At 36.8% G+C, this 24,946-nt stretch carries 21 protein-coding genes; 7 read left to right on the top strand and 14 right to left on the bottom strand.

The genetic code is table 11. From position 1 onward, the window contains the following. Positions 1 to 413: transposase (locus tag K5G00_RS25415; protein WP_238769320.1), on the bottom strand; the 413-nt coding region annotated here is incomplete at its 3' end. A gap of 481 nt (positions 414 to 894) precedes the next feature. On the opposite strand from K5G00_RS25415, the gene K5G00_RS25410 reads away from it, so the two are divergent. Both K5G00_RS25410 and K5G00_RS25405 read left to right on the top strand, forming a co-directional pair. Further along, positions 895 to 1,380: a hypothetical protein gene (locus tag K5G00_RS25410; protein ID WP_238769319.1), complete on the top strand. Its 486-nt coding sequence runs from the start codon at positions 895 to 897 to the stop codon at positions 1,378 to 1,380. A 222-nt stretch (positions 1,381 to 1,602) separates the two neighbouring features. After that, positions 1,603 to 2,304, top strand: a complete 702-nt coding sequence (locus K5G00_RS25405; RefSeq protein ID WP_262921445.1) for a glycoside hydrolase family 38 C-terminal domain-containing protein — start codon at positions 1,603 to 1,605, stop codon at positions 2,302 to 2,304. Positions 2,305 to 2,704: 400 nt separating this feature from the next. Here K5G00_RS25405 and K5G00_RS25400 read toward each other — a convergent pair whose 3' ends face one another. The 13 genes from K5G00_RS25400 to K5G00_RS25340 form a co-directional block, all read right to left on the bottom strand. Then, on the bottom strand, positions 2,705 to 3,670 hold the full coding sequence (locus K5G00_RS25400; RefSeq protein WP_238769317.1) for a 2-hydroxyacid dehydrogenase: 966 nt from the start codon (positions 3,668 to 3,670) through the stop codon (positions 2,705 to 2,707). After that, positions 3,667 to 4,284, bottom strand: a complete 618-nt coding sequence (locus K5G00_RS25395; protein WP_238769316.1) for a bifunctional 4-hydroxy-2-oxoglutarate aldolase/2-dehydro-3-deoxy-phosphogluconate aldolase — start codon at positions 4,282 to 4,284, stop codon at positions 3,667 to 3,669. Before K5G00_RS25395 ends, K5G00_RS25400 begins: the two co-directional genes overlap by 4 nt. A gap of 138 nt (positions 4,285 to 4,422) precedes the next feature. Further along, positions 4,423 to 5,466 carry a sugar kinase gene (locus K5G00_RS25390; protein WP_238769315.1) on the bottom strand — a complete coding sequence of 348 codons (1,044 nt, stop codon included), beginning with the start codon at positions 5,464 to 5,466 and terminating at the stop codon, positions 4,423 to 4,425. Between the two features lie 15 nt (positions 5,467 to 5,481). Further along, the gene (gene dgoD / locus K5G00_RS25385; RefSeq protein ID WP_238769314.1) at positions 5,482 to 6,630 is read right to left on the bottom strand and encodes a galactonate dehydratase; all 1,149 of its coding nucleotides are present in this window, start codon (positions 6,628 to 6,630) and stop codon (positions 5,482 to 5,484) included. Between the two features lie 23 nt (positions 6,631 to 6,653). Then, positions 6,654 to 7,613, bottom strand: a complete 960-nt coding sequence (locus K5G00_RS25380) for a 2-hydroxyacid dehydrogenase (protein WP_238769313.1) — start codon at positions 7,611 to 7,613, stop codon at positions 6,654 to 6,656. A 44-nt stretch (positions 7,614 to 7,657) separates the two neighbouring features. Continuing rightward, complete coding sequence (locus K5G00_RS25375) at positions 7,658 to 8,824, bottom strand: mandelate racemase/muconate lactonizing enzyme family protein (RefSeq protein WP_238769312.1); 1,167 nt, start codon at positions 8,822 to 8,824, stop codon at positions 7,658 to 7,660. A 39-nt stretch (positions 8,825 to 8,863) separates the two neighbouring features. After that, positions 8,864 to 9,562, bottom strand: coding sequence for an RraA family protein (locus K5G00_RS25370; RefSeq protein ID WP_238769311.1), 699 nt, complete (start codon positions 9,560 to 9,562; stop codon positions 8,864 to 8,866). A gap of 106 nt (positions 9,563 to 9,668) precedes the next feature. Next, positions 9,669 to 10,121, bottom strand: coding sequence for a YhcH/YjgK/YiaL family protein (locus tag K5G00_RS25365; RefSeq protein WP_238769310.1), 453 nt, complete (start codon positions 10,119 to 10,121; stop codon positions 9,669 to 9,671). 21 nt (positions 10,122 to 10,142) lie between these two features. Continuing rightward, positions 10,143 to 10,937, bottom strand: a complete 795-nt coding sequence (locus K5G00_RS25360) for an HpcH/HpaI aldolase family protein (protein ID WP_238769309.1) — start codon at positions 10,935 to 10,937, stop codon at positions 10,143 to 10,145. Positions 10,938 to 11,140: 203 nt separating this feature from the next. Beyond that, positions 11,141 to 12,124 carry a TRAP transporter substrate-binding protein gene (locus tag K5G00_RS25355; protein WP_238769308.1) on the bottom strand — a complete coding sequence of 328 codons (984 nt, stop codon included), beginning with the start codon at positions 12,122 to 12,124 and terminating at the stop codon, positions 11,141 to 11,143. Then, the gene (locus K5G00_RS25350; protein ID WP_238769307.1) at positions 12,108 to 13,187 is read right to left on the bottom strand and encodes a uroporphyrinogen decarboxylase family protein; all 1,080 of its coding nucleotides are present in this window, start codon (positions 13,185 to 13,187) and stop codon (positions 12,108 to 12,110) included. The genes K5G00_RS25355 and K5G00_RS25350 overlap by 17 nt, the downstream gene beginning before the upstream one ends. Positions 13,188 to 13,242: 55 nt before the next feature. Beyond that, complete coding sequence (locus tag K5G00_RS25345) at positions 13,243 to 14,505, bottom strand: TRAP transporter large permease (protein WP_238769322.1); 1,263 nt, start codon at positions 14,503 to 14,505, stop codon at positions 13,243 to 13,245. A 17-nt stretch (positions 14,506 to 14,522) separates the two neighbouring features. Beyond that, positions 14,523 to 15,020, bottom strand: coding sequence for a TRAP transporter small permease (locus K5G00_RS25340; protein ID WP_238769306.1), 498 nt, complete (start codon positions 15,018 to 15,020; stop codon positions 14,523 to 14,525). A 410-nt stretch (positions 15,021 to 15,430) separates the two neighbouring features. Between K5G00_RS25340 and K5G00_RS25335 the strand changes: the two genes are divergently transcribed. The 5 genes from K5G00_RS25335 (at position 15,431) to K5G00_RS25315 (ending at position 24,943) form a co-directional block, all read left to right on the top strand. After that, positions 15,431 to 16,447 (top strand): LacI family DNA-binding transcriptional regulator, encoded by a 1,017-nt coding sequence (locus K5G00_RS25335; protein WP_238769305.1) that lies wholly within the window; start codon positions 15,431 to 15,433, stop codon positions 16,445 to 16,447. Between the two features lie 77 nt (positions 16,448 to 16,524). Then, positions 16,525 to 19,695: a SusC/RagA family TonB-linked outer membrane protein gene (locus K5G00_RS25330; protein ID WP_238769304.1), complete on the top strand. Its 3,171-nt coding sequence runs from the start codon at positions 16,525 to 16,527 to the stop codon at positions 19,693 to 19,695. Positions 19,696 to 19,720: 25 nt separating this feature from the next. Beyond that, positions 19,721 to 21,496, top strand: coding sequence for a RagB/SusD family nutrient uptake outer membrane protein (locus K5G00_RS25325; RefSeq protein WP_238769303.1), 1,776 nt, complete (start codon positions 19,721 to 19,723; stop codon positions 21,494 to 21,496). A 162-nt stretch (positions 21,497 to 21,658) separates the two neighbouring features. Then, positions 21,659 to 23,461 (top strand): exo-alpha-sialidase, encoded by a 1,803-nt coding sequence (locus K5G00_RS25320; RefSeq protein ID WP_238769302.1) that lies wholly within the window; start codon positions 21,659 to 21,661, stop codon positions 23,459 to 23,461. Between the two features lie 18 nt (positions 23,462 to 23,479). Beyond that, the gene (locus tag K5G00_RS25315) at positions 23,480 to 24,943 is read left to right on the top strand and encodes a sulfatase family protein (RefSeq protein ID WP_238769301.1); all 1,464 of its coding nucleotides are present in this window, start codon (positions 23,480 to 23,482) and stop codon (positions 24,941 to 24,943) included. Positions 24,944 to 24,946: the final 3 nt, after the last annotated feature.

Below are 24,946 nucleotides of genomic sequence, written 5' to 3'. Positions count from 1 at the left end.
AGGTAACCTTCTGCTGCAAGCATTTCTACAACAGAACCAAATATCTCTTTCAGGTTGCCATCCAGGCGTTTCCCCCGAAACCGGTTGATGGTATTATGGTCGGGCTTGCTCATGCCGCTTATCCACATAAAATGGATATTCTCTTTTAGCGATTCTTCAATCTGGCGACTCGAATAAATATTACGCAAGTAAGCGTAAACCAATACTTTTAATAACATGCGGGGATGGTACCCCGAACTGCCACCTCCCGGGTAAGTATCCAGAATGGACTGGATATCGACCTTATCGATTATGCCGTCAACTATACGCACCGGATGCCCCGATGGAACTAGTTCATCAATATTCGGTGGGAATAGCATCGACTGTTTGTCGTGATAAGGTTTAAATGGTACTTTTCTGTATCTCCTTGCCATGCCTGAAGATAATAAATCGCTGACAGTCAACAAAAGCGATTAGTGACAACTAGCATTATTTTATCTGCTATTCGCTGAAAATGAATAAAGGCCATCTCTTTTGAGACAGCCTCTTTTTTAATTCGCTTACAAAGGCGAAATTATGTTTTAAATCAGATTCGCAGAATTTTGTATTATATAGCGATAGTTGAAGTGAAAAAATATATTACTTTTCGGGAAAAACCTGATTAATGTGAGTTTAAAACCTCTGATATCGATAACTTCAACATTTTGTGTTAACCAAACTGTTCTCATATGCAGTATTAGGTGGATTTTATTGAACGGGATGAACCCCCTGTTTTCAACTGATTTATTGGAAAAGGGCAGTAATATTCGGAATTACTAGAACCTGTACTTTAACGATTCAACCCAAACAAACAGGGATTAAGTATAAATCATCAAACTCTTGAATATTATTTCAAACATTAATAAACTTTACATCATGAAAAAGACAGCAATTATTCTGGCCTTGTTAACTCTAAGTATAACATTTACTTTTGGTCAAACAGGTAATGATTTCATATCAATGAAGAAAGTATTTGGTGGATATCAATTTTACCAGGGAGAACAAAGATTGAATATGAATCAATTGGTAAAAATTATGAAGCCCAACGAATTGGCTTACAAGCAAATTAAATCTGCACAATCAAACTACACAATGGCTATGATTTTTAGTTATGCAGGTGGATTTATGGTTGGTTGGCCTGTTGGAACGGCGATAGGTGGTGGTGAGCCTAACTGGGCATTGGCCGGTATTGGCGCTGGATTGATAGCAGTTTCTATACCAATAAGTAGTGGCTTTAATAAAAAAGCAAAACTCGCCGTAGACAATTATAATGAAGGTTTACCAACAAGTTCATTTTGGGATAAAAGTGAATTAAAATTAGCAATGACAGAAAATGGATTTGGGCTGGTACTGAGTTTCTGAAAATAATTGACTAGAGTCTGTTAACGATAAAGCTCTGACTATGATTTTTGGGATGTCAATAAGGTGTTTGATGTTCATATATGATTGATTATCAACTATGTAAAGATACAAAAACGACCTCCCGAAAACGATAAAAATAGAACTATTACTTACTGATTATCAATTAATTAACAGTGAGTTTGGTCGTAAGGTTTTGTTCCCCAAAATTGACGAAGAACCACATTGGACTGGCATGAACGCCAGAAAATGTTAAAATTTTCATTTCCTGTAAATATAGAATCACCTAAATCAACCTACGAAATACCTTACGGGCATATTGTCAGGGATACGGACGGAGATGAAAATCCGGGACAGAGATGGATTGATGTCAGTGGCTTTCAAAACGGAAATGCTTATGGCCTGACAGTAATAAACGATGCCAAACATGGCTATAATGTAATTGGAAACGATATGCGAATTTCAATTGCACGGTCTGCGGTTTTTGCACATCATCGTCCAAGGAAGATTGAACCTGATGGGATCTATCAATGGATGGACCAGGGAATTCATACTTTCCGAATGGTGGTTATTCCGCACAATGGTACCTGGCTTGAATCTAAGATTGCACAACAGGCCGAAGAGTTAATGGCACCACCAGTTGCAATCTATCAGGGGATACATGGAGGAAAGTTACCAAAATCAGGCTCTTTTCTTAGTGTTGATAATCCCAGTGTTATTGTATCGTCGATAAAACAGGCCGAAGACAATAGCGATATTATAATCCGTTGCGTAGAAATCTCAGGACACACAACATCATCAACAATCGATTTACGTTTTGCCGGAAAGAAATGGAACGGTAGTTTCAGGGCATTTGAAATAAAAACCCTGAGGATGAATTCCATGTCAGGAGAAATAATAGAAACGAACCTGCTGGAAGAAGTTTAGATTTAATAATCAGATATCCAGAATCCAGTATTTGGATATAAAAAAAATCAAGTGAAATTGTTCTCGGTAAAGTCTCATTTATATTGACTTTTTTTGTGCTTTTGGTTTAATTTGAAATTTTTATGGTGCCCAGAAAAGGACAATTTTGTGTTTTCTTAAGCGCTTAGAATCAGTTTTTTATTAAAGTCAATAAATTTTGTTCTCGATAAAGTCTCTCTTTTAATTCATTAATACTTTTCAAATGTTAAGAACATAAATATAAAATGCCATAACATCACCCCTGAAAATGTTTCACTTTTTGTTCGAATGGAATGATGCTGTGATAAAGAGTTTAAGTAACGAAACACTGATGAAAAAATATAACAGGAAAGCAAGAAAGCTTACAATCTTAATGTTTTTTTTAACGGTTATTTTTAATTTCAGGTATAAGGTTCATTTCATTTGAAGAATAGTATGCCAATATATTTCTAATAACAAGTTTTGCCATTCTGTTACTAGCTTCTATGGTATTTGAGCCGCAATGAGGAGTTAGTACAACATTGTCTAATTTTCTGAAATCTACTTCAGATTTTGGATGATAGGGTTCATTTTCAAATACATCTAATCCGGCAGCTTTGATTTTGCCTGTATCCAGTGCTTCGTAAAAATCCTTTTCAATTATTAATTCTCCCCTTGCTGTGTTAATGAATATGCTTCCATCTTTCAGCATTCCAATTCGTTCTTTGTTAATAAATCCTAGTGTGTCCGGCACAGTTGCTAAATGTAGACTTATTATATCAGCATTCTTAACGATTGATTTAAAATCATTAGAATAATTGTCTAATAGATCATCACTATTCATTTCTTTGATATCATATGCGACTACTTTCATCCCAAAACCGAGTTTGGCAATTTTAGCTACGGCCTGTCCGATTTGTCCGTATCCTATTAATGCAATTGTCTTATCTTTTAATTCAAGGCCGGTTAATCCTTTCCAATTGCCAGACTTTGTTGACTGATGTAATTCAGGTATCCTCCTTACAACTCCCAATAGTAAGGCAAATGCATGTTCTGCAACAGAATCCGTTAGTGTTCCCGGAGTATATGCAACTTTAATCTTATTTTGGATGCAGATATCAATTGGCACTGCATTGTAGCCTACGCCATAACGTATTACGGCTGTTCCTTTTCTTAATGAGTTGTAAAAGTTATGGGAATATTTTTCGGCGCCAATTACAAAGCAGTTTATACCCGAGGTATGCTCTTTTAGCATCGCACTCTCATCTAGTATTTCGGCTTGAATAAACTGAATGCCATTGATTCTCGCTGCTTTTGAAAAAACTTCGAGACTGCGTTCGTATAGATCTTTTTGTATAACTACTTTCATTTTATTATTTTTTTTCTGTGGTTTTTTACTATTTGGGTGAATCCAGAAAAATGATTTTCTAAAGCAGACCAGTTTTTAGCTTTTATCAGAGATTTGTCAAATAACGGACTCCCAATGCCTAAACCGTCAACACCTACTTCTAAAAAACTTTGAATATTTCCAAGGCCTATTCCTCCTGTTGGCATTAGTTTTAACCTGTTTAACGGGCCTTTTACGTCCTTTATATAACCTGCCCCCAAATTAGCTGCCGGATATACTTTAACAATTGATGCTCCCAAATCCCAGGCATTATATATCTCGGTTGGAGTTAACGCACCTGGAAATACTGGGATGTTGTATTTAACACAAGTTTTGATAACATCATAGTTTATAATCGGAGAAACAATAAATTGCGAACCAAAATTCAATGCATGTTCCAAATCCTTGAGACTACAAACTGTTCCTGTTCCTACATTTATATCAGGGTACTCTTTAATAGCGTGCCTTACAAGTGACTCAACATCATTTGTATTCATTGTTACCTCAATAGTTGTAAAGCCTGCCTTTATGTAAATAGGTAATATGTTTTTAAAATCATCGGTTGAAATTCCACGAACAATTCCGACAACAGGCATTTGTCTAAATTGATTCCATGAAAATTCTGTTCTTTTTGTTGAAGTCTTCATTTGTTATTTTGTTGATTTTTAATGTAATAATAGGAAGTTGTATAATGGTTAAAGTATTTCATCGGGATTAATCCTATTTTAATTTTTTTATCTATTTACCCGTCCGCTCCCGTCACCTGACATTAACCTTTCTACTTCTGTAACTGTTGAAAGGTTAAAGTCGCCATAAATAGTATGCTTTAAACAGGACGCCGCAGTAGCAAAGTTCAAAGCTTTTTGATCTTCATTTGGATAAGTCAACAATCCATAAATTAATCCCCCCATAAAAGAATCACCGCCGCCTACCCGGTCAACTATGTGGGTAATATCATAAGTGGGTGATTTAAGCAATTGCTTCCCGTTGAAAAGAACACCTGCCCAGGTGTTGTGATTCGCATTGACTGAACCGCGCAGAGTAATAATTACTTTTTTTGCATTTGGAAATTTCGCCATTAACTTTTCACAAACCGAGTAGAATTCATTTCCATCAACATTACCTAGGGTTCTTGTTGCATCGAAACCTTCAGGCTTTATTCCAAATATTGTTTCTGCATCTTCTTCGTTTCCAAGAATAATATCACTTTTCTCAACTAGCTTTGGCATAACTTCAGCTGCCGTTTTTCCATATTTCCACAGAGTCTTCCGGTAGTTCAAATCGGTCGATATAATTAATCCCATTTTTTGCGCAACTTCTATCGCCTCCAAACATGCTTCAGCAGCTCCTTCTGAAATTGCTGGCGTGATCCCGGTCCAATGAAACCAGTCGGCATTTCTCAATATATTTTTCCAGTCGATCATGCCAGGATTAATTTCAGAAAAAGAGGAATGCGCCCTATCATAAATCACTTTACCGGGTCTCGTTACTGCGCCTGTTTCCAAATAGTACAGACCTAATCTTTCCCCACCAAAAATGACATTTTTTGTGTTCACACCATTTTTATGTAAACTTCTAAGACATGCATCAGAAATATCATTTTTTGGCAAACGAGTTACAAATTCTGCATCCATACCAAAATTCGCCAATGAAACAGCGACATTCGCTTCTCCTCCGCAATAGGTAGCAACAAACTCGTTTGCCTGGCTAAATCTTAGGTATCCGGGTGCCGCCAGGCGTAACATTATTTCACCAAAACATATTATTTTTTTTTCCATGGTTAGCGTTTTAGGTTACCATTCAAGTAAACTTCCATCCTTTCCATACCATATTGGATTTCTCCAGTTATGACCAATTTTTGACATTTCTTTAACAAACTTCTCGTCTATTTCAATGCCAAGGCCTGGTTTTTCAAGGTTTGGAATGAAACCATCTATTATTGATAAATCCTTTTTGTTTATTATATAATCAAGCATATCTGCCCCTTCGTTATAGTGAATTCCCTGGCTGGTTTCCTGGATAATTGCATTTGGACAGCACGCATTGATGTGTAATGAAGCTGCAAATGCAATGGGACCAAGAGGACAATGAGGTGCGAGGGCGATGTCTGATGTTTCAGCCATGGCGGCAATTTTACGTATTTCCCATATACCACCGGTATGGCTAATGTCAGGTTGAATAATATCCACAATTCCATTGTTTATTAAACTTTTAAATTCTCTGCGACCGACCAAACGTTCGCCAAAAGCTATGGGAACGGTGGTATAATTTGCAACATCTTTTAGTTGATCGATATATTCAGGAAGTAGAGGCTCTTCATAAAACATGGGGCAAAATTCTTCCAATTCTTTAACAAGGCGTTTCACCGCTGATTTATGAACTCTTCCATGAAAATCAATACCGATCTCAATTTTATCTCCAACTGCTGCTCTCAATTCTTTTAGCCTTTGTATTATACTTTTTGTTTCGGAAGGAGAAACAATCCATTCTGTTTTACCACATGCATTTATTTTTAAGGCTGTATAACCTGAATCAATTCTTCTTTGAGCCTGAGAGATCAAATCAGTTGGAGAGTCTCCTCCTATCCAGCCATAAATTCTTACTTTTTCTCTCACTGCTCCCCCCAGCAGGTTATAGACAGGAGTATTTAAATGTTTCCCTTTTATATCCCAAAGCGCCTGTTCTATTCCGGAAACGGCACTCATCATAATTACTCCACCTCTGTAAAAGCTTCCTTTAGTGAGCAAATTGTATATATGTTCAATCTCTTCTGCATTTTGTCCAATCAGATATTGTTTCATGTCATGAATGGCAGCTATTACAGAATCAGTTTTACCCTCCAGCGCAGGCTCTCCCCAACCTGATATTCCTGATTCTGTTGTGATTTTTAGAAAAAGCCATCGCGGTGGAATTTTAAATATTTCAATATTTTTAATTTTCATGTGAGTATTTTGGAATGAAATAATTATTCTATTTGGTTTAATGAATTAATTGGTTTGTTACCGGATAAAACACTAAAAACATTGAAAGCGGCACTTTCCATGCTTGCTTTACGTGCTGACTTGGTGCCACCAGCTATGTGTGGGGTAATAAAAACATTTTCAAGTTTTCTCAGGTCAGTGGGAACATAAGGTTCATTTTCAAAGACATCGAGGATTGCACCTTTAATTTGACCTGATTTTAGTGCTTTAATCAAAGCATTCTGCTCTACAACAGCACCTCTTGATGTGTTTATCAATATTGCATCGTCTTTTAATTTGTTAAGAAAATTCTGGTTTACCATGTGTTTTGTGGAACTGTTTAAGGGGACATTGATTGAAACAAAATCGCTAGTATTCAGTAGTTTGTCAAGATTTGTGTATCCCGGTATTTTTTGTTTATTATGATCATAGTACCTGACTTTCATTCCAAATGCTTTTGCCAGATTCATCAGCTCAGTGCCGATTGCACCCATGCCCACAATTCCGATACTCATTTCCTTCAGGCTTTTGCCGTCCCACCTACCTGGTTCAAAGGCGTTCCATTCATTTTGTCTTACAAATCTTTCTGCTTCACCAAGTTTTCTTGAAAGCGTTAACATACCTGCTATAATATATTCCGCAACAGGATAGTTAAAAAAGCCAGGTGTATTGCAGGCCCAGATTCCTCTTGTTGTAAGTTCTTTCAGGTTTAGGTTATCATAACCAATCGATGCATTTGATATTATTTTGAGCCTTGACGCATGGTTTAAAAGCTCTTTGTCAGCCTTTACATCAGCTGTATTTATAATTGCATCTGTTTCGGGCAAAATTTTAATCAGATAATCTCTTGGCATCAAAAAATGATTACCTCCGGGCCATATGATTACTTCCGAAATTGAAGAGAGTTTTTTGACCCATTCTTTTGGTATCGTACTCGTGATTATAGTTTTATAAGCTTTTTCCATATACTATGAAATTTAACATGGTAAAACTGTCAATAGCTTAAATTTTAAATATAAAATCCAACTCTTGGTTTTCTTACCCCCGGGTGTTTTTTCATTTCTTTTTCATTTAAATCAACTCCTAATCCAGGTCTTTCTGTCAGTACAAGGTGACCATCAACAATTAAATCGTTTATTGAATAATTAATTATAGTATCGCGCCAGGGGACATCGTTAAACATAAATTCCTGTCTGAAAAAATTTGGAATTGACGCGCAGACATGAGCACTTGCCAACGTCGACAACGGACCGTTAGGATTATGCGGAGCTACCTGTACGTTATAAGTTTCCGCCATTGTCGCCATTCTTTTCATTTCCGATGGACCACCACACCTTGTAATATCAGGCATTATTATGTCGGCAACCTGTTTTTCAAGCAGATCCCTTATACCGTGGCGCGTATAGTGTCTTTCACCGACACAGATCGATACCTTTGAGGAGATTCGCTCGCGCATTGTGCGTAAGGTAGTTGCACTTTCAGGGCCTGCTGGTTCTTCAAACCAGGTAATGTCCAATTCTGCCAGACGTTCTGCCATCGCGGTTGCTGTTTTGAAATTCAGCATGGCATGAGTCTCAATCATCAAGTCAGCTTCAGGGCCGATGGCATTTCTTACTGCTTTACTAACTTCATAAGCCCTGTTTTGCTGCTCAAAAGTTAGTCCAAGGTCTACATTCAAATCTTCCCCATAGAAGTAATTCACATGGGCAAACGGGTCAAATTTTACACCCTTGAATCCGGCCTTTATAACACTGAGGGCCTGGCTGGTATAATCTTTTGCATTATGTCCGCCCTCGGTAAACCAGTAATTTGCGTAAAGCCTGATTTTTTTCCGAAATGCTCCCCCTAATAATTCATACATTGGCACTCCCAGTACTTTAGCCTTTAGGTCTAGCAAAGCCATGTCGATCCCGGAGATGGCGCACATACTGGCCCCAAATGGGCCAACCCAGTTTAAATCGCGGTATAATTTGGTCCAGATAAAATCGGTGCGCATGGGGTCATACCCGATAATTCGTTGTCCAACTTCAATTGCGGCAGCTTCAACAATTTGGCTCCCCGGCCAGTTGGTTGCTTCTCCCACACCGGTATACCCTTCATCGGTATATATTTTTAGCATGGTCCAGTTGTACTTTATCCCTTCAACCAGCCAAACCTTAACATCGGTTATTTTCATCCTGAATGAATTTTTAATATTTCTCTAAGAGCTTATTCATCACATGATTCCGTACTTATTCCACGCATCAACGGCGCTCATTCCTCCTTTTATTGCGTTTAGTACGGCTTTTTCTCCCCTGGCTTTTTCCAAAGCTCTGACAATAATTTCCTGTTCGTGATTTTGCGGTACTACACATACTCCATCAATATCTCCGATAATTATATCTCCCGGAATGATGCGTACTCCGTTCATTTCAATCGGGACACGGTAGTCAATTACCCTACCTCTTGGTGCCTGATCCTGGGCATACGGTCCATATGAAAAAACAGGAATATCTGTTTTGTAAATTCCCAATGTGTCACGAGAATAACCATTAACCACTGCACCTGCACCTCCGCACATTTTAATCCTTGTCATCATCAATTCGCCAACCAAGGCATATGAGGGCGAAGCGCCGGAACATATGTATACTTCTCCCTGTTTTATATTATCCAGAGCTTCGAGCATGAGCCCAAAAGGCTTATTCATCAAAGGATTATTTGAACCAGGGCTTAGTTCTTCAAAACAATCAGCCTCAAGTACAGTCATCGCCCGTCCGGTGATGAACATTTTTTCTTTGAGAGGACGGATTTGAGGAGGCAGAAACTGTTGTTTCAGGTTCATCTTGTCCATTATGTCACCGATAACTGCCGTATATAACTCTTTCCTGATTATATCAAAAAGTCCCTTGTCTGTATTCCAGTATTTCGTATTCATAACTTTATTTTAAAAAATACACAAATTGTAATTGGGGTAGCTCGCTTCCTCAGAATCTTTAACTTTATATAAATACTGCGGGAAGCTATAAACAATAAGCGACGCATTAAATCAACACTTTTACAACTAATTTTTTTATATTTTCTGTGCCAATCCCCGGCGCATGCACATCTTCAGGAAAGAAGATTGCAAATTCTCCGGGAGAGACCTGAATATAGGAGGAAGGCGTATCATTGTATAAGACTGCATCTTTCTCTGAATCATACAGTTTTAATAATTTTCTGCATTCAGATAGTTCAATCCAGCCCATCGATTCAGTTCCTTCTAACAAAACCTGAATATCAATGTATTTTCGATGGGCTTCTCCTATTACATCCTGACGTGTCTTACCTAAATATTCATTGATAACGAAATAAAGTTTGTTTCCTTCAAGCTCAATTCTGGTTCCGTCAGATGGAACTGTAGTTAGATCAATAGTTTTGATATAGTCAAAAGCTTTTTTAAAAAGGTAGTGGACTTTTTCAGCTGTTTCGGTATTTTTTAACGATCCTAAAATCAAAATGATTGTATTTTAAAATTATTAAGTATTAAGTTGGGCGAATTCTTTTGACCGTTCCAAAATGAAGAGAGTATCAATGCCACAGGCAATAAATTTATAACCTTGATTGATGAAATTGTTAATTTTTTTCAAAGATGGATGTACTTCGTGTATACCCATTGTAATAGAATACTCTATTGCTTTTTTGTGGATATAATCCAGTGTTTCCACAAATTTTTCATTTTCAAATTGCCCCGGGATATTCATTGAGCCTGATAAATCGTAAGGCCCAATTAAAACAGCATCTATCTCTTTATGTGAGAATATTTTGTCAATATTTTTAACCGCATCAATATGTTCAATCATGATAGCGATAAAAGTTTGTTCGTTGGCATTTTCATAATATTCATTTGACCAGTCTCCATACCCTGTACATCTGGGGATGGCATAAGATCGGCTTCCTGACGGTGGATATTTTATAAATGAAATTGCTTTTTCTATCTCGTTATAAGATTTTATCATGGGTACGATAATGCCTCTGGCACCGATATCCATATATTTTTTTATTTCTACTTCATCATTCAGACTAATTCTGACAAATGGCTCAGCACCGTGTAATTCAATTGCCCTAATCATATTAGTTGCTGTTTCTTTGGAGACAGATGAATGTTCAGCATCAATGCATACCCAATCAAATCCTGCCTGTGCCATAATTTCTGCAGAGGTTACTGAGTTTGACATAACCCATCCCCCTAGAGAGAAAACTCCATTTTTTATTTTCTCTAAAACTATATTCGGTTTTATCATATGGTTATTATTAATTCTTTTTATTTTCACTGTGTATGACTTGAGTTCTTTTTGGGTTAGACTTCAATTGTATCTTGTGTAGTGTTCACTATTAAAGTGAATGTCCAAACGAGTTTTGTTTTTATTCTTTCACTAAATCAATAGGAAGTTTAAGTTTTAAGGCCTATTTGTAACGCCATTTCCTATCATTTCAGCTTTGTCTTACACTTTATTTAATTATGCTCTAATTTGTTTTATTTTACATCTCGTATTCGTTGGTAAATATTCGGTGCCCAGGTATCTTTAAATAATTCAGGTAGTTTTTGAACTGCAAGTTTTTCAAAGGCATTTCTATCTACATCGATAAAATCAACACCAGCAGCTTTTAGTTCATCCGTGAACTTTTCTTCATATTTTTTTACCATATCGTTCTGATATTTGGCAGCTTCCTTGATTGATTCGATAATTATTTTTTGTTCATTTTTATCAAATTTTTTTAAAAAATAATCGCCAATACAAGCTGTATAAAAACTAATGAGATGTTCTGTCTTCATGATATACTTTTGTGTCTCATATAAATGGCTTGTATAAATTACTTCCAGTGGATTCTCCTGTCCCTCTACGACCCCTTGTTTTAGTGCCATAAACATGTCGGAGTAAGCTAATGGGGTAGGATTCGCACCAAATGTCTTCCATGATTTTATGTAAATCGGCAATTCAGGAACTCGAAGCTTTAGTCCATTTAGATCATCGGGAGTTTTTATAATTTTGTTAGTCGTAGTTAAGTATCTTGGCCCTCGGTGGAGAAAAGCAAGAAAATGAATCTTCCGGTTTTTATAAATGGCTGTTTCAATCTCTTTTCCTATTTCTCCATACATTACTTTTTCCATATGCGTGTAGCTGTTGAAAACAAATGGGGCTTCGATTACTCCATACTTGGGGGCATTCCATCCAATAATAGATGGTCCCGCAATAATCATATCAACACTTCTCAGACTCAGTCCTTCGACCAGAATTCTGTCGTTTCCTAAAATTCCATTCGGATAGAGTTTTACCTTAATTTTTCCCTCAGATTTTTGGGACACTAGTTCCCCAAATTTTTCGGCTGCAGCATGAGATGTACCTCCGGGAGCCATTACGTATGCGAGCCGGAATTCTTTATAATCCTTTTTTGTTGAACAGGAACTTACAATAAATGTTACCAGTAGAAGTATTATTATTTTATTGTAAAAATTCATTATTTTTTAATTTATTAATAGTTTCATAAACGGTATCAATATTTTGCGGGGGGGCGGTCATAAAATTGTTTGAGGGAGCAGCAATGTAGTTTTTGTTTAAGTGTAGTATCAAATTTGAAACATGTGCTTCAACATCCTCTGAAGTTCCATAAGGTATTACTGATTGGGTATCGATTGCGCCAAGAAATGAAATTTGTTTCCTGTAATTTTCTCCTAAAACTTTCGGATCCATTCCTTTTGCTGTTGTTTGAACCGGGTCGATTATATCAACACCAAGCTTAATAAAATGTGGGATTAACGGTTCAATAGAGCCACACGAGTGCACCATTACCTTGAGGTTAAAGGAATGGGCAAGGTCTATAAGTTTTTCATAATTGGTGTAATAGATATCATACCAATCGTCCTCACTTGTCATTAATCCAGGCTGGGAACCAAAATCATTGCCCATAAAAAAGACGTCCATTTTATCTTTAACTACCTCAAAATAGCGGGAGTTCATTTCGATATAAAAGTCAGTCATTCGATTTACCAATAGCTGGATCAGGTTTTTGTTTAATGCAATGTTTAAGAGAAAATTTTTATATCCCATCATCCTGTAGCTGTCACCATGAATGGCAGACCACAGTTCCCCGACAATAATTCTATTTTCATTTAAATCACATTCTTCAGTAAGGGGTGAAAAATCGAACCAACAGGGATCTGGCAATCTGAAGTTTAATATATCGTCTTCTTTAATAAATTCTGAAGACAAGGGTCCATTAATTGCTTCATCCACTCCAAATTTATCATCATATACCAATCTTTTCCATTGAATCCCTAAAGGACAAGTTCTTTCGGTTTCAGATATTTTAAGCTTAGCCCCTCTGTAAAATGGAAAACAACATTCATTCTGGCTTATATCCCGGCATGACAGGTAATAAAAATCACATTTAAGTTTATTAAGTAATTCGCTTTCATTTTTGAGGGAATAATATTCCAAAAGAGATTTTGTTACTTGTTGTGTTGCCAAATAATCAGCCAACAATGGTTTGTCAAATTTGCTATGTTTTGAATTTCGCACCATTCCCTTTTTTTGAGTTAGTATCTCAATATTAATCTCTTTGTATATATATTTAAACTCAGCTTATTTTATCACCGAGTGTGTTTATTAGCCATAGTGTTGTTTCCGGGAATATCGCACATGTGATTATTACCAACAGTATCACCAAATAAAATGGCCAAATATTCATTACTATATCTTTAATCTCTATATTACCTGCACCGGATATAACAAATAGCAATATTCCAACTGGCGGAGTAATTAGTCCAAGCATAATGGCCAGCTGAAACATTACGCCAAAATGAACTATATCAATACCCAATGTCAACAGTATTGGAAGTATCAATGGCGTTAATATTATCATTATGCTTCCCCCTTCCATGAATGTACCCAATGCAATAATAATTGTGATGATGAGAAACATGAAAATCCATTTCTGACCAGCAACAGACAAAACATTTTCAACAAAGAGGCTAGGTTCAATTTCTCGGGAAATAATCCAGCCAAATGCCGAAGCGCATGCTATCACAATCATTATACGCGCGGTTTGTTTAGCGGTATTGGTAAAAATGGCTGGAAGAGATTTAATGGAAATATCCTTGTGTATAAATATGCCGACAACTAATCCGTAAACAACCGCTATTACACCTGCTTCAGTAGCTGTGACTGCTCCAGACATTATCCCTCCAATTATTATAACCGGCATTAATAATGACCATATTGCACTTTTAAAACTTAAAACTACTTCATTCCAGTTCCTTTTTTCTCCAGCGGGGAAATTGTGGCGGACCGATAGAATATAGCAAAATAGCATCATTCCCAAACCAAGGATTATTCCTGGGATTATGCCTGCAATAAATAGTTTTCCTACTGAAGCATTTGAAACAGAGGCATATATGATAAAACCAACGCTTGGGGGTATCACTGGTCCAATTGTAGCTGCTGCAGCGTTTATTGCGCCAGCAAATCCTTTATTATATCCTTTTTCTTCCATTGATTTAATCATAACGGAACCAACTGCTGCCCCACTGGCAATTGCAGCGCCTGATACTGCTGCCATGATCATATTTGTAATAACAACAACAAATGATAATCCTCCTCTGATATTGCCAATCAATGACATTGCAAACCTGATTAAACGATGGGTAATTCCCCCGGCATTCATAATTTCCCCGGCCAATAAAAAAAATGGAAGAGCAAGCAAAACGATTGAGTCTGAGCCTGCTGATATCTGTTGTGCTATCACCATCGGAGATATATTTGTGAAAAGTATGATATAAAGCAAAGAGCTTATGCCGAGCGCATAGGCGATTCTTACCCCGAGTACCAGTAACAACAGCATACATATTATTAGAAATATCATTTGACTATCTTGTTTTGATTGTTTTTCTTAAATTCTGATTGTAATCTTTCCAAACCATATATAAATGATAGCAGTGCAGAGCAGGGAAAAGCAGCATAAAAGACTATATTCAATGGAAGACCAACTGCGGGGCTTAAAGTGCCGGAAACATCATGTACCCAAATAAATCCGATAACTATCATAGCTCCGTTAAAAGCTGTTGTGAGGAATGTATTAAAAATGAGTAAAAAGGATCGATGTTTTCCAGATACCTTTTCTAATAAAAAATCTACACCTAGATGCATGTAGTCTCTAAAGCACAACGCGGCTCCAATAAAAGTGATCCAGATAAAGAGGAATTTTGCAATCTCTTCGCTCCAGGAAAGCGAGTTGTTAAACGTATATCTGAATACAACCTGTGTGAACATAATCGCAACGATTAGAGCCAATAAGGATGCAAGAATATTGTCAGATATTTTTTTTATATACATTGAAAATTTAGAAATTGAATTCATATTTAATCATAAAAACGTTTTAGCAAATGTATATATTTTTTCCTTTATAATAATACAAAATTTGAAAATTAATTTTAAATTGATTGTTTATCAGTTATTTATATTATTATAGTGAGTTTATTCTTTTGAATAAAAAGTTAATGGTAGATTGTTAGATCATGTTTCGGTATAGAAATCTTTACAGAGGTATGGATATGTACATTTTATCTTAATGTTTTTATATATAGGATTTTATATTGTAATTTTGTAATTTATTGAAGGTTAATACTAGATAAAATGCTAAAAAGTTTTAGCACTTTATCTTTTTGATTATTAGAGTTTTATTTATATTATGTTTTTAAGCATATTTAATATCTCTTTTTTTGGCTGATTTTCTTCATATCTTAGCATCCAAAATAATAGCGTATTAAATGTCCGTTACAATTAAAGATATAGCTGCTTTTGTGGGAGTTTCTTATTCAACTGTTTCACTTGTTTTGAACGGGAAAGCGGCGGAGAATAGGATAAGTGCAGAGTTGGAAAAGAGGATACTGGCTGCAGCGAAAGAGCTAAACTATAGACCAAATACACTAGCCAGAGGCTTGAGGAGAGGGGTGACGAATACTATCGGATTTGTTATCTCTGATGTTTCTAACCGATTTTTTATAAAGCTAGCACGTTATGTAGAAAAAGAAGCAATGAAATATGGCTATCGAGTCCTTTTTGCTAGCTCGGATGAGGACGAGAATAGATGTGTAGAAGTTGTCAATACTTTTTTAAATCAGCAGGTTGCCGGATTAATTATAATTCCGGCTGAGGGGCTTGAGGAAAAGATTGCGCAGTTAACCAATCTTAAGATTCCTTTTGTGTTGGTCGATAGACATTTTCCCAAGATAGATGCAAACTATGTTGTTATGAATAACTGGCAGTCAGCCTATGATGCAACAGAATATTTAATAAAGAAAGGAAAAAAGCGAATCGCGACATTTTCTTATGCAACTAATTTTTTTCATATGGCAGAAAGGCTAGATGGTTATAAAGCTGCATTAAAAGACTACAACATCCGCTTTGATAGACAGTTGGTTAAAGAGGTGCCCTTTTTAGATAATGAAAAAAGTGAAGTTTTATTAGGAGAATATATACCACATTTAGTAGAAGACTTAAATATTGATTCTATCTTTTTTCAAACTAACAGTACAGCTATTCCAGGAATACAAATTTTATATGAACGGTACATTAGAGTAGGTAAAGATATATCGGTAATATGTTTTGATGATAATGAATTTTTTAAGTTATTGATGCCTCCGGTTTCTTCTTTACTACAGCCAATTGAAGAAATGGGAATTGAAAGTGTAAGAATTTTAATCGACGAAATAAAAAATAAAAGAGCAAAGAGAATGAAAAATAAAACAGTTTATTCAGCAAAACTTATTGATAGAAATAACTGATCGTTATTTTTATTTTAAAATGCTAAAACGTTTGAGTGATATAATCATTGATTTAATTAATTGCTAATCAAGTAAATATGAAAAAAAAACTTTTGAGAGATTATTCTCATCTAAAATTATGGATTACACTTGTTTTGATGGTAAGTGTAATTAGCAGTTTTGCACAAAAAATTGAAGTAACTGGAATTGTAAAAGGAGGAGATGGAAGTCTCATTCCAGGGGCAACAATTGTTGAAAAGGGAACAACTAATGGTACTGTTACTAATGTAGATGGTGAGTTTGCACTTAATGCATCATTAGATGCAACAATCGTTGTTTCATTTGTTGGAATGCTTAAGCAGGAGATACCTGTCGGAGACCAGCGAAGATTCGAAGTTACTTTACAGGTTGATGCAATAGGTATTGAAGAAGTAGTAGCTATCGGTTATGGAACCAGAAGTAAACAGGCTCTAACAGGGAGTATTGTAAATGTTAATACTTCTGAGTTAAAGAAGATTAATCCTGTTAATAATATTACAAACGCATTACAGGGAATGGTACCTGGAGTCGTAGCCAATAGTGGAAACACTCCTGGGTCAGGTGCGAATATTCAGATCCGGGGAATAGGGACGATTAATAGTACTTCTCCACTTGTAATTGTTGATGGAGTTCCGTCTGATATTGGACGTTTAAATCCGGCGGAGATTGAGTCGATGTCGGTACTTAAAGATGCTGCATCTACTGCAATTTATGGTGCAAGGGGGGCTAATGGTGTAATTGTAGTAACAACCATCCAGGGGAGTAAGTCACAAGCGCCAAAGGTTACTGTAAACGCGAGAGCTAGCGTTAGTGCTTTACCTCCTCAGTATGATATGTTAAACCCAACAGAATATGGTGAAATGTTGTGGATGTCATATGCAAATTCGGGAATGGAGCCTAACCATCCTCTTTATGGAAATGGTGCTACTCCTGTTATACCTAAATATATTTATCCAAGTGTTACCAATGATATTGACTTAAGCAAATATAGTGCTTATGATTATCAAATTGTTGAATCGACTCCCGAAGGAACCAATTGGTTTGATTATATCTATCAGAATGCAATTACCCAGGACTATGATATGACAATTACTGGTGGAGCAGACAAGTTAACGTATGGTGTTGTATTTGGTTATACTGATAACTTGGGTTCGGTAAAGGAATCAGGATATGATAGATTTAATTTTCGAACAAACCTATCCATAGATCTATTCGATTGGCTGGAAATAGGAGAAAACTTTGGTGTTAGGTCACAAGACGACTGGGGTAGGCAATCCGATGGAGGTGAAGGGAGTTCTGTGTCCATGGCTATGCTTATGCCTCGCCTGTGTCCTGTTTACGATATTGAAGGTAATTGGGCTCCTGTTACAAAGTTAGTTGGATTCTCATCAAATAGGAACGAACCTTCAGAGATATGGAGACAAAGTGATTATACAAATAAATATTTGTCACTGGAGGGAAATGTATATGCAAATATTCGGTTTTTAAAGGATTTCACAGCAAAAACGATTCTTGGTGTATATGGCGGTAACGGATGGATAAATCAGCCCACAGAAGCAAATCCATGGAACTATTCAGGAACTTCTATTGATAAGCTTACTGTTTCTTCCAGCAAGGCCAGGAACTGGGATTGGACCAACACGATAAATTATATAAAAACATTTGGAGAGCATCGAGTTGATATTATGGCAGGATTTGAGGCATCAAGTAGTCGCTCTGACGATATGACTGCTTCTCGTGAAGAGTACTTTTTACAAACCGAAGAATATTTTGTATTGAGTGCAGGTGAAGGTACACAAACGAATAGTGGTGGTTATTCAGAAAGCTCTTCTACTTCGTATTTTGGAAGATTACATTATGAATATAAGAATAAATACTTTTTTGATGGTGTTGTAAGGCATGATGGTTCATCTGTTTTTGCAGAAAATTACAGATGGGGAACTTTCCCGTCGTTTGCTGGAGGATGGATTATTTCTAATGAAGAATTTATGAATTCAGTTGGTTGGCTGGATTTGTTAAAATTCCGTGCAAGTTGGGGACAATCCGGAAACAATAGAATTGGAACATATAATGGTTTCTCTACATTTCAAACCAATATTAATTTTTCCTATTATCCTATTGATGGGTCAAATGATAGTCCGAGCTCTGGTTTTGAAACAAGGGCATTTGGTAATCGCAATGCAAAATGGGAAACAACAACCACCATTAATTTTGGTCTAGACATCACTGTTTTGGAAAAATTTTCATTGGGACTTGATATATGGAATAAAAAAACCAGTGATATGCTTTATCCCAAAGCCATTCCCGCAGTATACGGATATGCTTCTGCACCGTCTGTCAACATTGGCGATATGTTGAACAAAGGATTTGATTTGTCTTTTGACTATAAAGGAAAATCTTCAAACAACGATTTCACCTATCATGTAAACCTGGTTGCTTCAAGGTATAAAAATGAACTGGAAAACTTATCGGATAAGGAAGATGAAGTAAATTACGGTTCCATTTACAGAGATCAATCTTATACTTACGCCAAAAAAGGTACTTCTTTTCCTGAATTTTACGGATATAAAGTATTGGGAATATTCCAGACTGATGGAGAAGCAGATGCATATTTTCCAAATGAATTAGATCCAACATATAACAAAGCTGGTCATTTTATATTTGCCGATATTAATGATGATAAGGTAATTAATTCAGATGACAGGACGTCGATCGGTAATCCGCATCCTGACTTGACACTTGGTCTTAACTTAAATCTTGCGTACAGGAATTTTGACTTCTCAGCAATGTTATATTCCAGTATTGGAAATGATGTTTTAAATCTTGATCGTCGTATATTGGATTTCAACTATATGGAATTTTGGAGAGGGACAAGAAGGTTATATGAATCATGGGGAAGTCCACATCTGGGGAATAACGCAGATGCACAAATGCCATTGGCTGAGATAAACGATCAGGTAAGTCAATTACCGAGTTCCTACTATGTAGAAGACGGCTCATATTTAAGATTGACGAATCTGCAGGTTGGTTATACTTTTTCAAATACTGTTATCAAAAATATTGGATTGGAAAACCTACGTTTATACGTTGTTGGGCAGAATCTTCTAACGATCACAGGATATGATGGTCTTGACCCGGCCTTCTATAGTTCAGGTATCAATTTTGGTGTAGATGCTGGCAGATGGCCGACTGTTAAAACCTATATGTTTGGTATAAATGTAACTTTTTAATCTGTAATTTATAAATCAATATATCATGAAAAAAAGAATAGCAAACATAAAGCAAATTAGTATTTTGTTGCTTTTGATAGCAATATTATTATCCACTTCATGTGGGGAAGATTTTTTATATAAAAAACCAACAGGTGTTGTTTCACTTGAAGATTTTAACACTAAAGATGGTGTTGATTTGCTTTTAACGGCAAGCTATACATTGGTGAAAGGTGCAGCAATAAAATCGGGTTGGCCAAGGGAAGCATATTCAGCCTCACCTACGAATTGGGTTTGGGATTGTGCATCAGATGATGCCTATAAAGGATCTACCTTATCTGATCTTGCAGAAGGGGGAGAAATAGAACGTTTTGTCGCGATGCCGAATAACCCGCATATTGTTAATAAATGGGTAGTTTTATATGATGGAGTTTCCCGTGCGAATGATTGTATAAATGCAATATTGGCGGCCGATGATATGACCGATGCTGAGAAAAATGCAGCCATGGGGCAGGCTAAATTTCTGAGGGGATTTTATCATTTCAGGTTACAAAGAATGCATTATCAGGTTCCTTTTGTATCAAACGAAGAAATAGAAATTGAGAAAGTTCCAAATGATCACCCAATATGGTCTGAAATAGAACTGGACTTAACCGACGCAATATCATTATTGCCTGAAAGTTTTCCGGGAGAACCAGGAAGAGCAACTAAATATGCGGCCATGGCGTTAAAAGCTTATGTACAATTACACCAGGGAAAATACAGTGAAGCAAAAACGCTTCTGGATCAGATTATAAATAGTGAAAAGTATAGTTTAGCCGATCATTACTTTGATAACTTTGATTATGAACATCAAAATAATCAGGAATCAATTTTTGAAATTCAAAGAGCGGTTAATGACGGAACTGCCCAGGGATTTAATGGGACTCCGGATATATGGACAACCAATCCACCGACAACATCAGGGTTACCTGTTTGTTGCGGGATGTATCAGCCATCAATGGATTTAGTAGATGCTTTTAAAGTTGACGAGAATGGATTGCCGCTGTTAGGTATAAACGGGCCCAAATTTGACGATACAAATTTGAAAAATGATATGGGATTAGGGCCAAATGATGAGTTTATTCCGGCAGACGATTTAGTAGATCCTCGTTTGGATTGGACTGTTGCCAGGCGCGGTATTCCGTTTATGGATTGGGGGATTTGTACCGGTTGGGCGCGTGATCCTGCTAATGGTGGGCCATTTGAACTCAAAAAGAGAATGTACCCAAAATCGTTGGTTGGAATTGCTTCGCACGCTGCTTTTGCCCGTTCAACAGCTTTAAATACAAGGTTAATACGATATGCACACGTTTTATTGTGGAGAGCAGAATGTGCAGTTGAAGATAATGATCTTGAATTGGCCAAAAATTTGGTAAATCAAGTTAGAAGAAGGTCGGCTAATGACTTTGTTATGGGAAAATGTACTTCCTATGTTTTTCCAAATGCTCCATCATCAGAAGGAGCTGACGTTGATTGGGACCAGCCGGCTGCAAATTATTTGCTAGGGGAGTATGCAAGCTTTCCAAGCCAGGAATACGCCAGGGAGGCCGTTCATATGGAAATTCGTTTGGAAACCGCTATGGAAGGAAACCGGTTTTTTGACCTTCGTCGTTGGGGAAAACTGGATGAAGTAATTCCTGCATATATAACCAAAGACTCAGAATTCAGGTCTTTTATGCAAGGTGCAGTATTTAATCTTGAAAAAAATGATTACTGGCCTTTACCGGAAAGTGAGCTTGATATTCAGGCAGGTGTATTACAACAAGACCCTGCTTGGTAGGATACCAATATATTTGATAAGATACAAATAAGTAATTTTATTAAGCGAATCGGGTGTTAAAGAAATATCCGGTTCGCCTAATAATAGTAAACGTTTAACATACTCGCCGTTTATTTGGATAATTAGGGAGCCTTACATAATAAAACTAACTTCTGTATCCTGATGAAGACTAGAATCTTACTTGTTATTTTCGGACTTATTTCCCATTTTTGTGTATCTGCACAATATATTGACTGGTCTAATTCAGATCCGCGCTATATTGGAAATGGAAACGAAATCCCGAGCAAAACTTATGCTGACCAACCCTATGTTATTGTATGTGATGACGGTAGTTGGCTTTGCATCTTAACAACCTCTTCAGGAATTGAACATGCTTACATGAATAATATTATAGCAACCAGAAGTTATGATAAGGGCAGAACGTGGACAGAACCTGTAAATGTTGAACCTCCTGGTGTGCCACAGTCATCATGGGCTGTTCCGTTAAAAGTCCCGGGCGGGCGTATTTACGTATTTTATAATTACAATAAATATGGTTTTGAAGGAATAGAAGGAGTTATGAGTAGCCCTTTTATGTATAAATACTCTGACGATAACGGTAAAACCTGGTCAGAAAAAAGATTCGAAGTTCCCATTAGAACAACTCAAATTGATAGAGAAAATTACACACACGGAAAACATCAGTTTTTTTGGAGCATCGACAAGCCGGTTGTTACAGACAATGCAGCATATATCACATTTACTAAAATACTTCGTAAAGACCCTAAGCAACCTGAATTTTTCAAAAGGAGCGAAGGATTTATTCTGAGGAGTAAAAATATTCTTTATGATAATAATCCTGAAAAAATTGAATGGGTAACCCTGCCAGAAGGAGATTCAGGGATATGGAACCCTGAGTTTGGGAAAGTACAGTCGGAACATAATATGGTTATTCTAAATAACGGTGATTTGTACGTAGTTTACAGAACCATCGATGGTTCTCCTGCATATTCGATAAGTTCAGATGATGGAAAGACATTTTCCAAACCAAAGTATATGACATATGCAAATGGGCAACGTATAGGAAACCCACGTGCTTGTCCTAAAATATTCAAGACTGCAAACAGGAAATACCTGTTCTGGTTTCATAATAATTTTAGAAAAAATTCTTACAATGGACGAAATCCCGTATGGATTTCCGGAGGAATAGAAGAACGGGGAGATATAATATGGTCTCAGCCTGAGATAGTTTTATATGATAATGATCCTGCTATTCTTGGGATGAGTTATCCAGATTTTATTGAAGTGGACGGGCGATTGTGGATTACGGAAACACAAAAAAATGCTGCCAGAGTTCACGAAATAAATACTAACATAATTGAGGAAATGTGGAATCAGGGGAAAGTAACTGATCTAACAGTTGACGGGTTGATTATGAATTCAGATGAGAAAATGCTGTCGCAGAAAGAAATAAACTTCCCACAAATACCAGATTTGGCTTCCGGGGGTAGTTTTACAATGGAATTTTGGATGACAGCAAACATATTAAAAACAGGACAACAATTATTCAGCACAATCGGTCCGGAACATAAAGGAATGCAGGTTTCATTGCAAAAAGACAATACAATTGAAATCGAGATAAGTGATGGAGAAATCAGGGAAACAGATCTTCGCCAAAACAGAATTTTTACTTCAGATCAAAATACAATCGCAGAAAAAGAATTACATCATGTTGTATTTATAATTGATGGTGCTGCAAAAATTGCCACTATTGTAGTGGATGGCATACTTAGCGACGGAGATGTGGAAACAAGAGATTACGGGTGGGGAAGGATTTACCCTTATTTAGGGAAATTGAACGACACAAATAAATGTGTTCTTAATAAAGAGTTTGATGGAACAATTCATCTTATGAAAGTGTATAACCGTGCATTAAAAACTTCTGAAGCAATTTCCAATTATAATGCCGGTCTTAAAGCAAATTAATTACCTAAAATTTTGATTATGTTTAAACGTATAAATATCACTTCATTTTTTCTGGTTGGAGCAATTATATTGAGCCTATCGATTCCGGCAGGGGCACAAATCAGTCAGAAAAAGCCAAATATCATTCTTATCCAGGTTGACCAGATGCGACCGGATCATTTGAGTCATATGCCAAAATTGATGACACTCGCCAACGACGGTGTTATTTTTGAACATGCATATACGGCAGCACCTTTGTGCCAGCCCTCAAGAACCTCAATAATAACCGGACTTTATCCAAGTCGGACTAAAATATACGGCAATCAAACCGGGCCAATTCATAATGATTTAAGAGATGAAACCTTTATGAACCATCTGCAGAAAGCCGGTTATTATACTGCCTTAATTGGAAAGCATCACTATATCGACAGGTATGCCGTAGGAATAGATGTCACCAAAGAGGATAAAGCAGAAATCGGTAGATATGGAATAGATTATTTGGTCCAATGTCTTGACGTGGGGGAACACGTACCCAATAAAGACAAAACGGAAAATGTAGATGACTACATAAATTATCTAAAGAAAGAAAGGCTTCTTGAAAAGTATTTTAAAGAGGTAAATGAGGGTATTAAATCAGGACATCATCCGCTGGCCCCCGATGATTCTGAGGATGGATTTATCGGGTTACAAGCAGCCGACTTTATAAAAAAATACGATAAGGTTGAGCCTTTCTATTTAAACGTAAGTTTTATCGGACCTCATCCTCCTTACATGGTGCCTGGCGAGGTTAAAACCAAACCGGAAGATACTAAACCACCCAAATTAGCTCCGCCAAGTTTGAATACAAGCCGGCGTAGGGCTGTATATACCGATATGTGCGCCAATATAGATCATTATATTGGGAATATTATTGAGACACTTGAGTCAATGAAATACTTGGATAATACGGTAATACTATTTGTTTCAGATCACGGGGATAATCTTGGTGATTACGGAATTTGGGATAAGCGGTATTTTTATGAACAAAGTGTTGGTGTGCCTATGGTTATTTACGGTAAAGGTATTCCAGGACGGAATATAAGATTTGGTTCGGTAAGGTCAAAGGCGCTGGTATCAACACTTGACATTTATCCAACGATACTTTCAGTTGCCGGTGTCGATATTTCGGACATGGACAGACCCGGCAAAAATCTGATTGAAATCGCTAACGGTAATCCATCTGCCCTTCGTAGTGCTGTTTTTTCCGAACTCGGTACCTGCGCTATGATAAGGACTGCGAGCTGGAAAATGGTTTTCGACCCTGAACAGGGAGGAGTTTGCTATCTCTTTAATTTGATAAACGATCCTGAAGAAAGAAACAATCTGTCCGGTGTCCCAGGATACGATGCAATTACTGCCGACCTGACAAGCCAATTACTGTCAAAATACATCACTAACTTTCAGGCAACGCAGGGTAAGGAACAAATACGATTACAAAAAGTACGGGTGAGATCTAAGGATTAGATA

The organism is Maribellus maritimus (assembly GCF_022267315.1).
GTDB lineage: Bacteria > Bacteroidota > Bacteroidia > Bacteroidales > Prolixibacteraceae > Draconibacterium > Draconibacterium maritimum.
The sequence above is the reverse complement of the archived record's forward strand: the minus strand, read 5'-3'. Positions and strand labels throughout refer to the sequence as shown.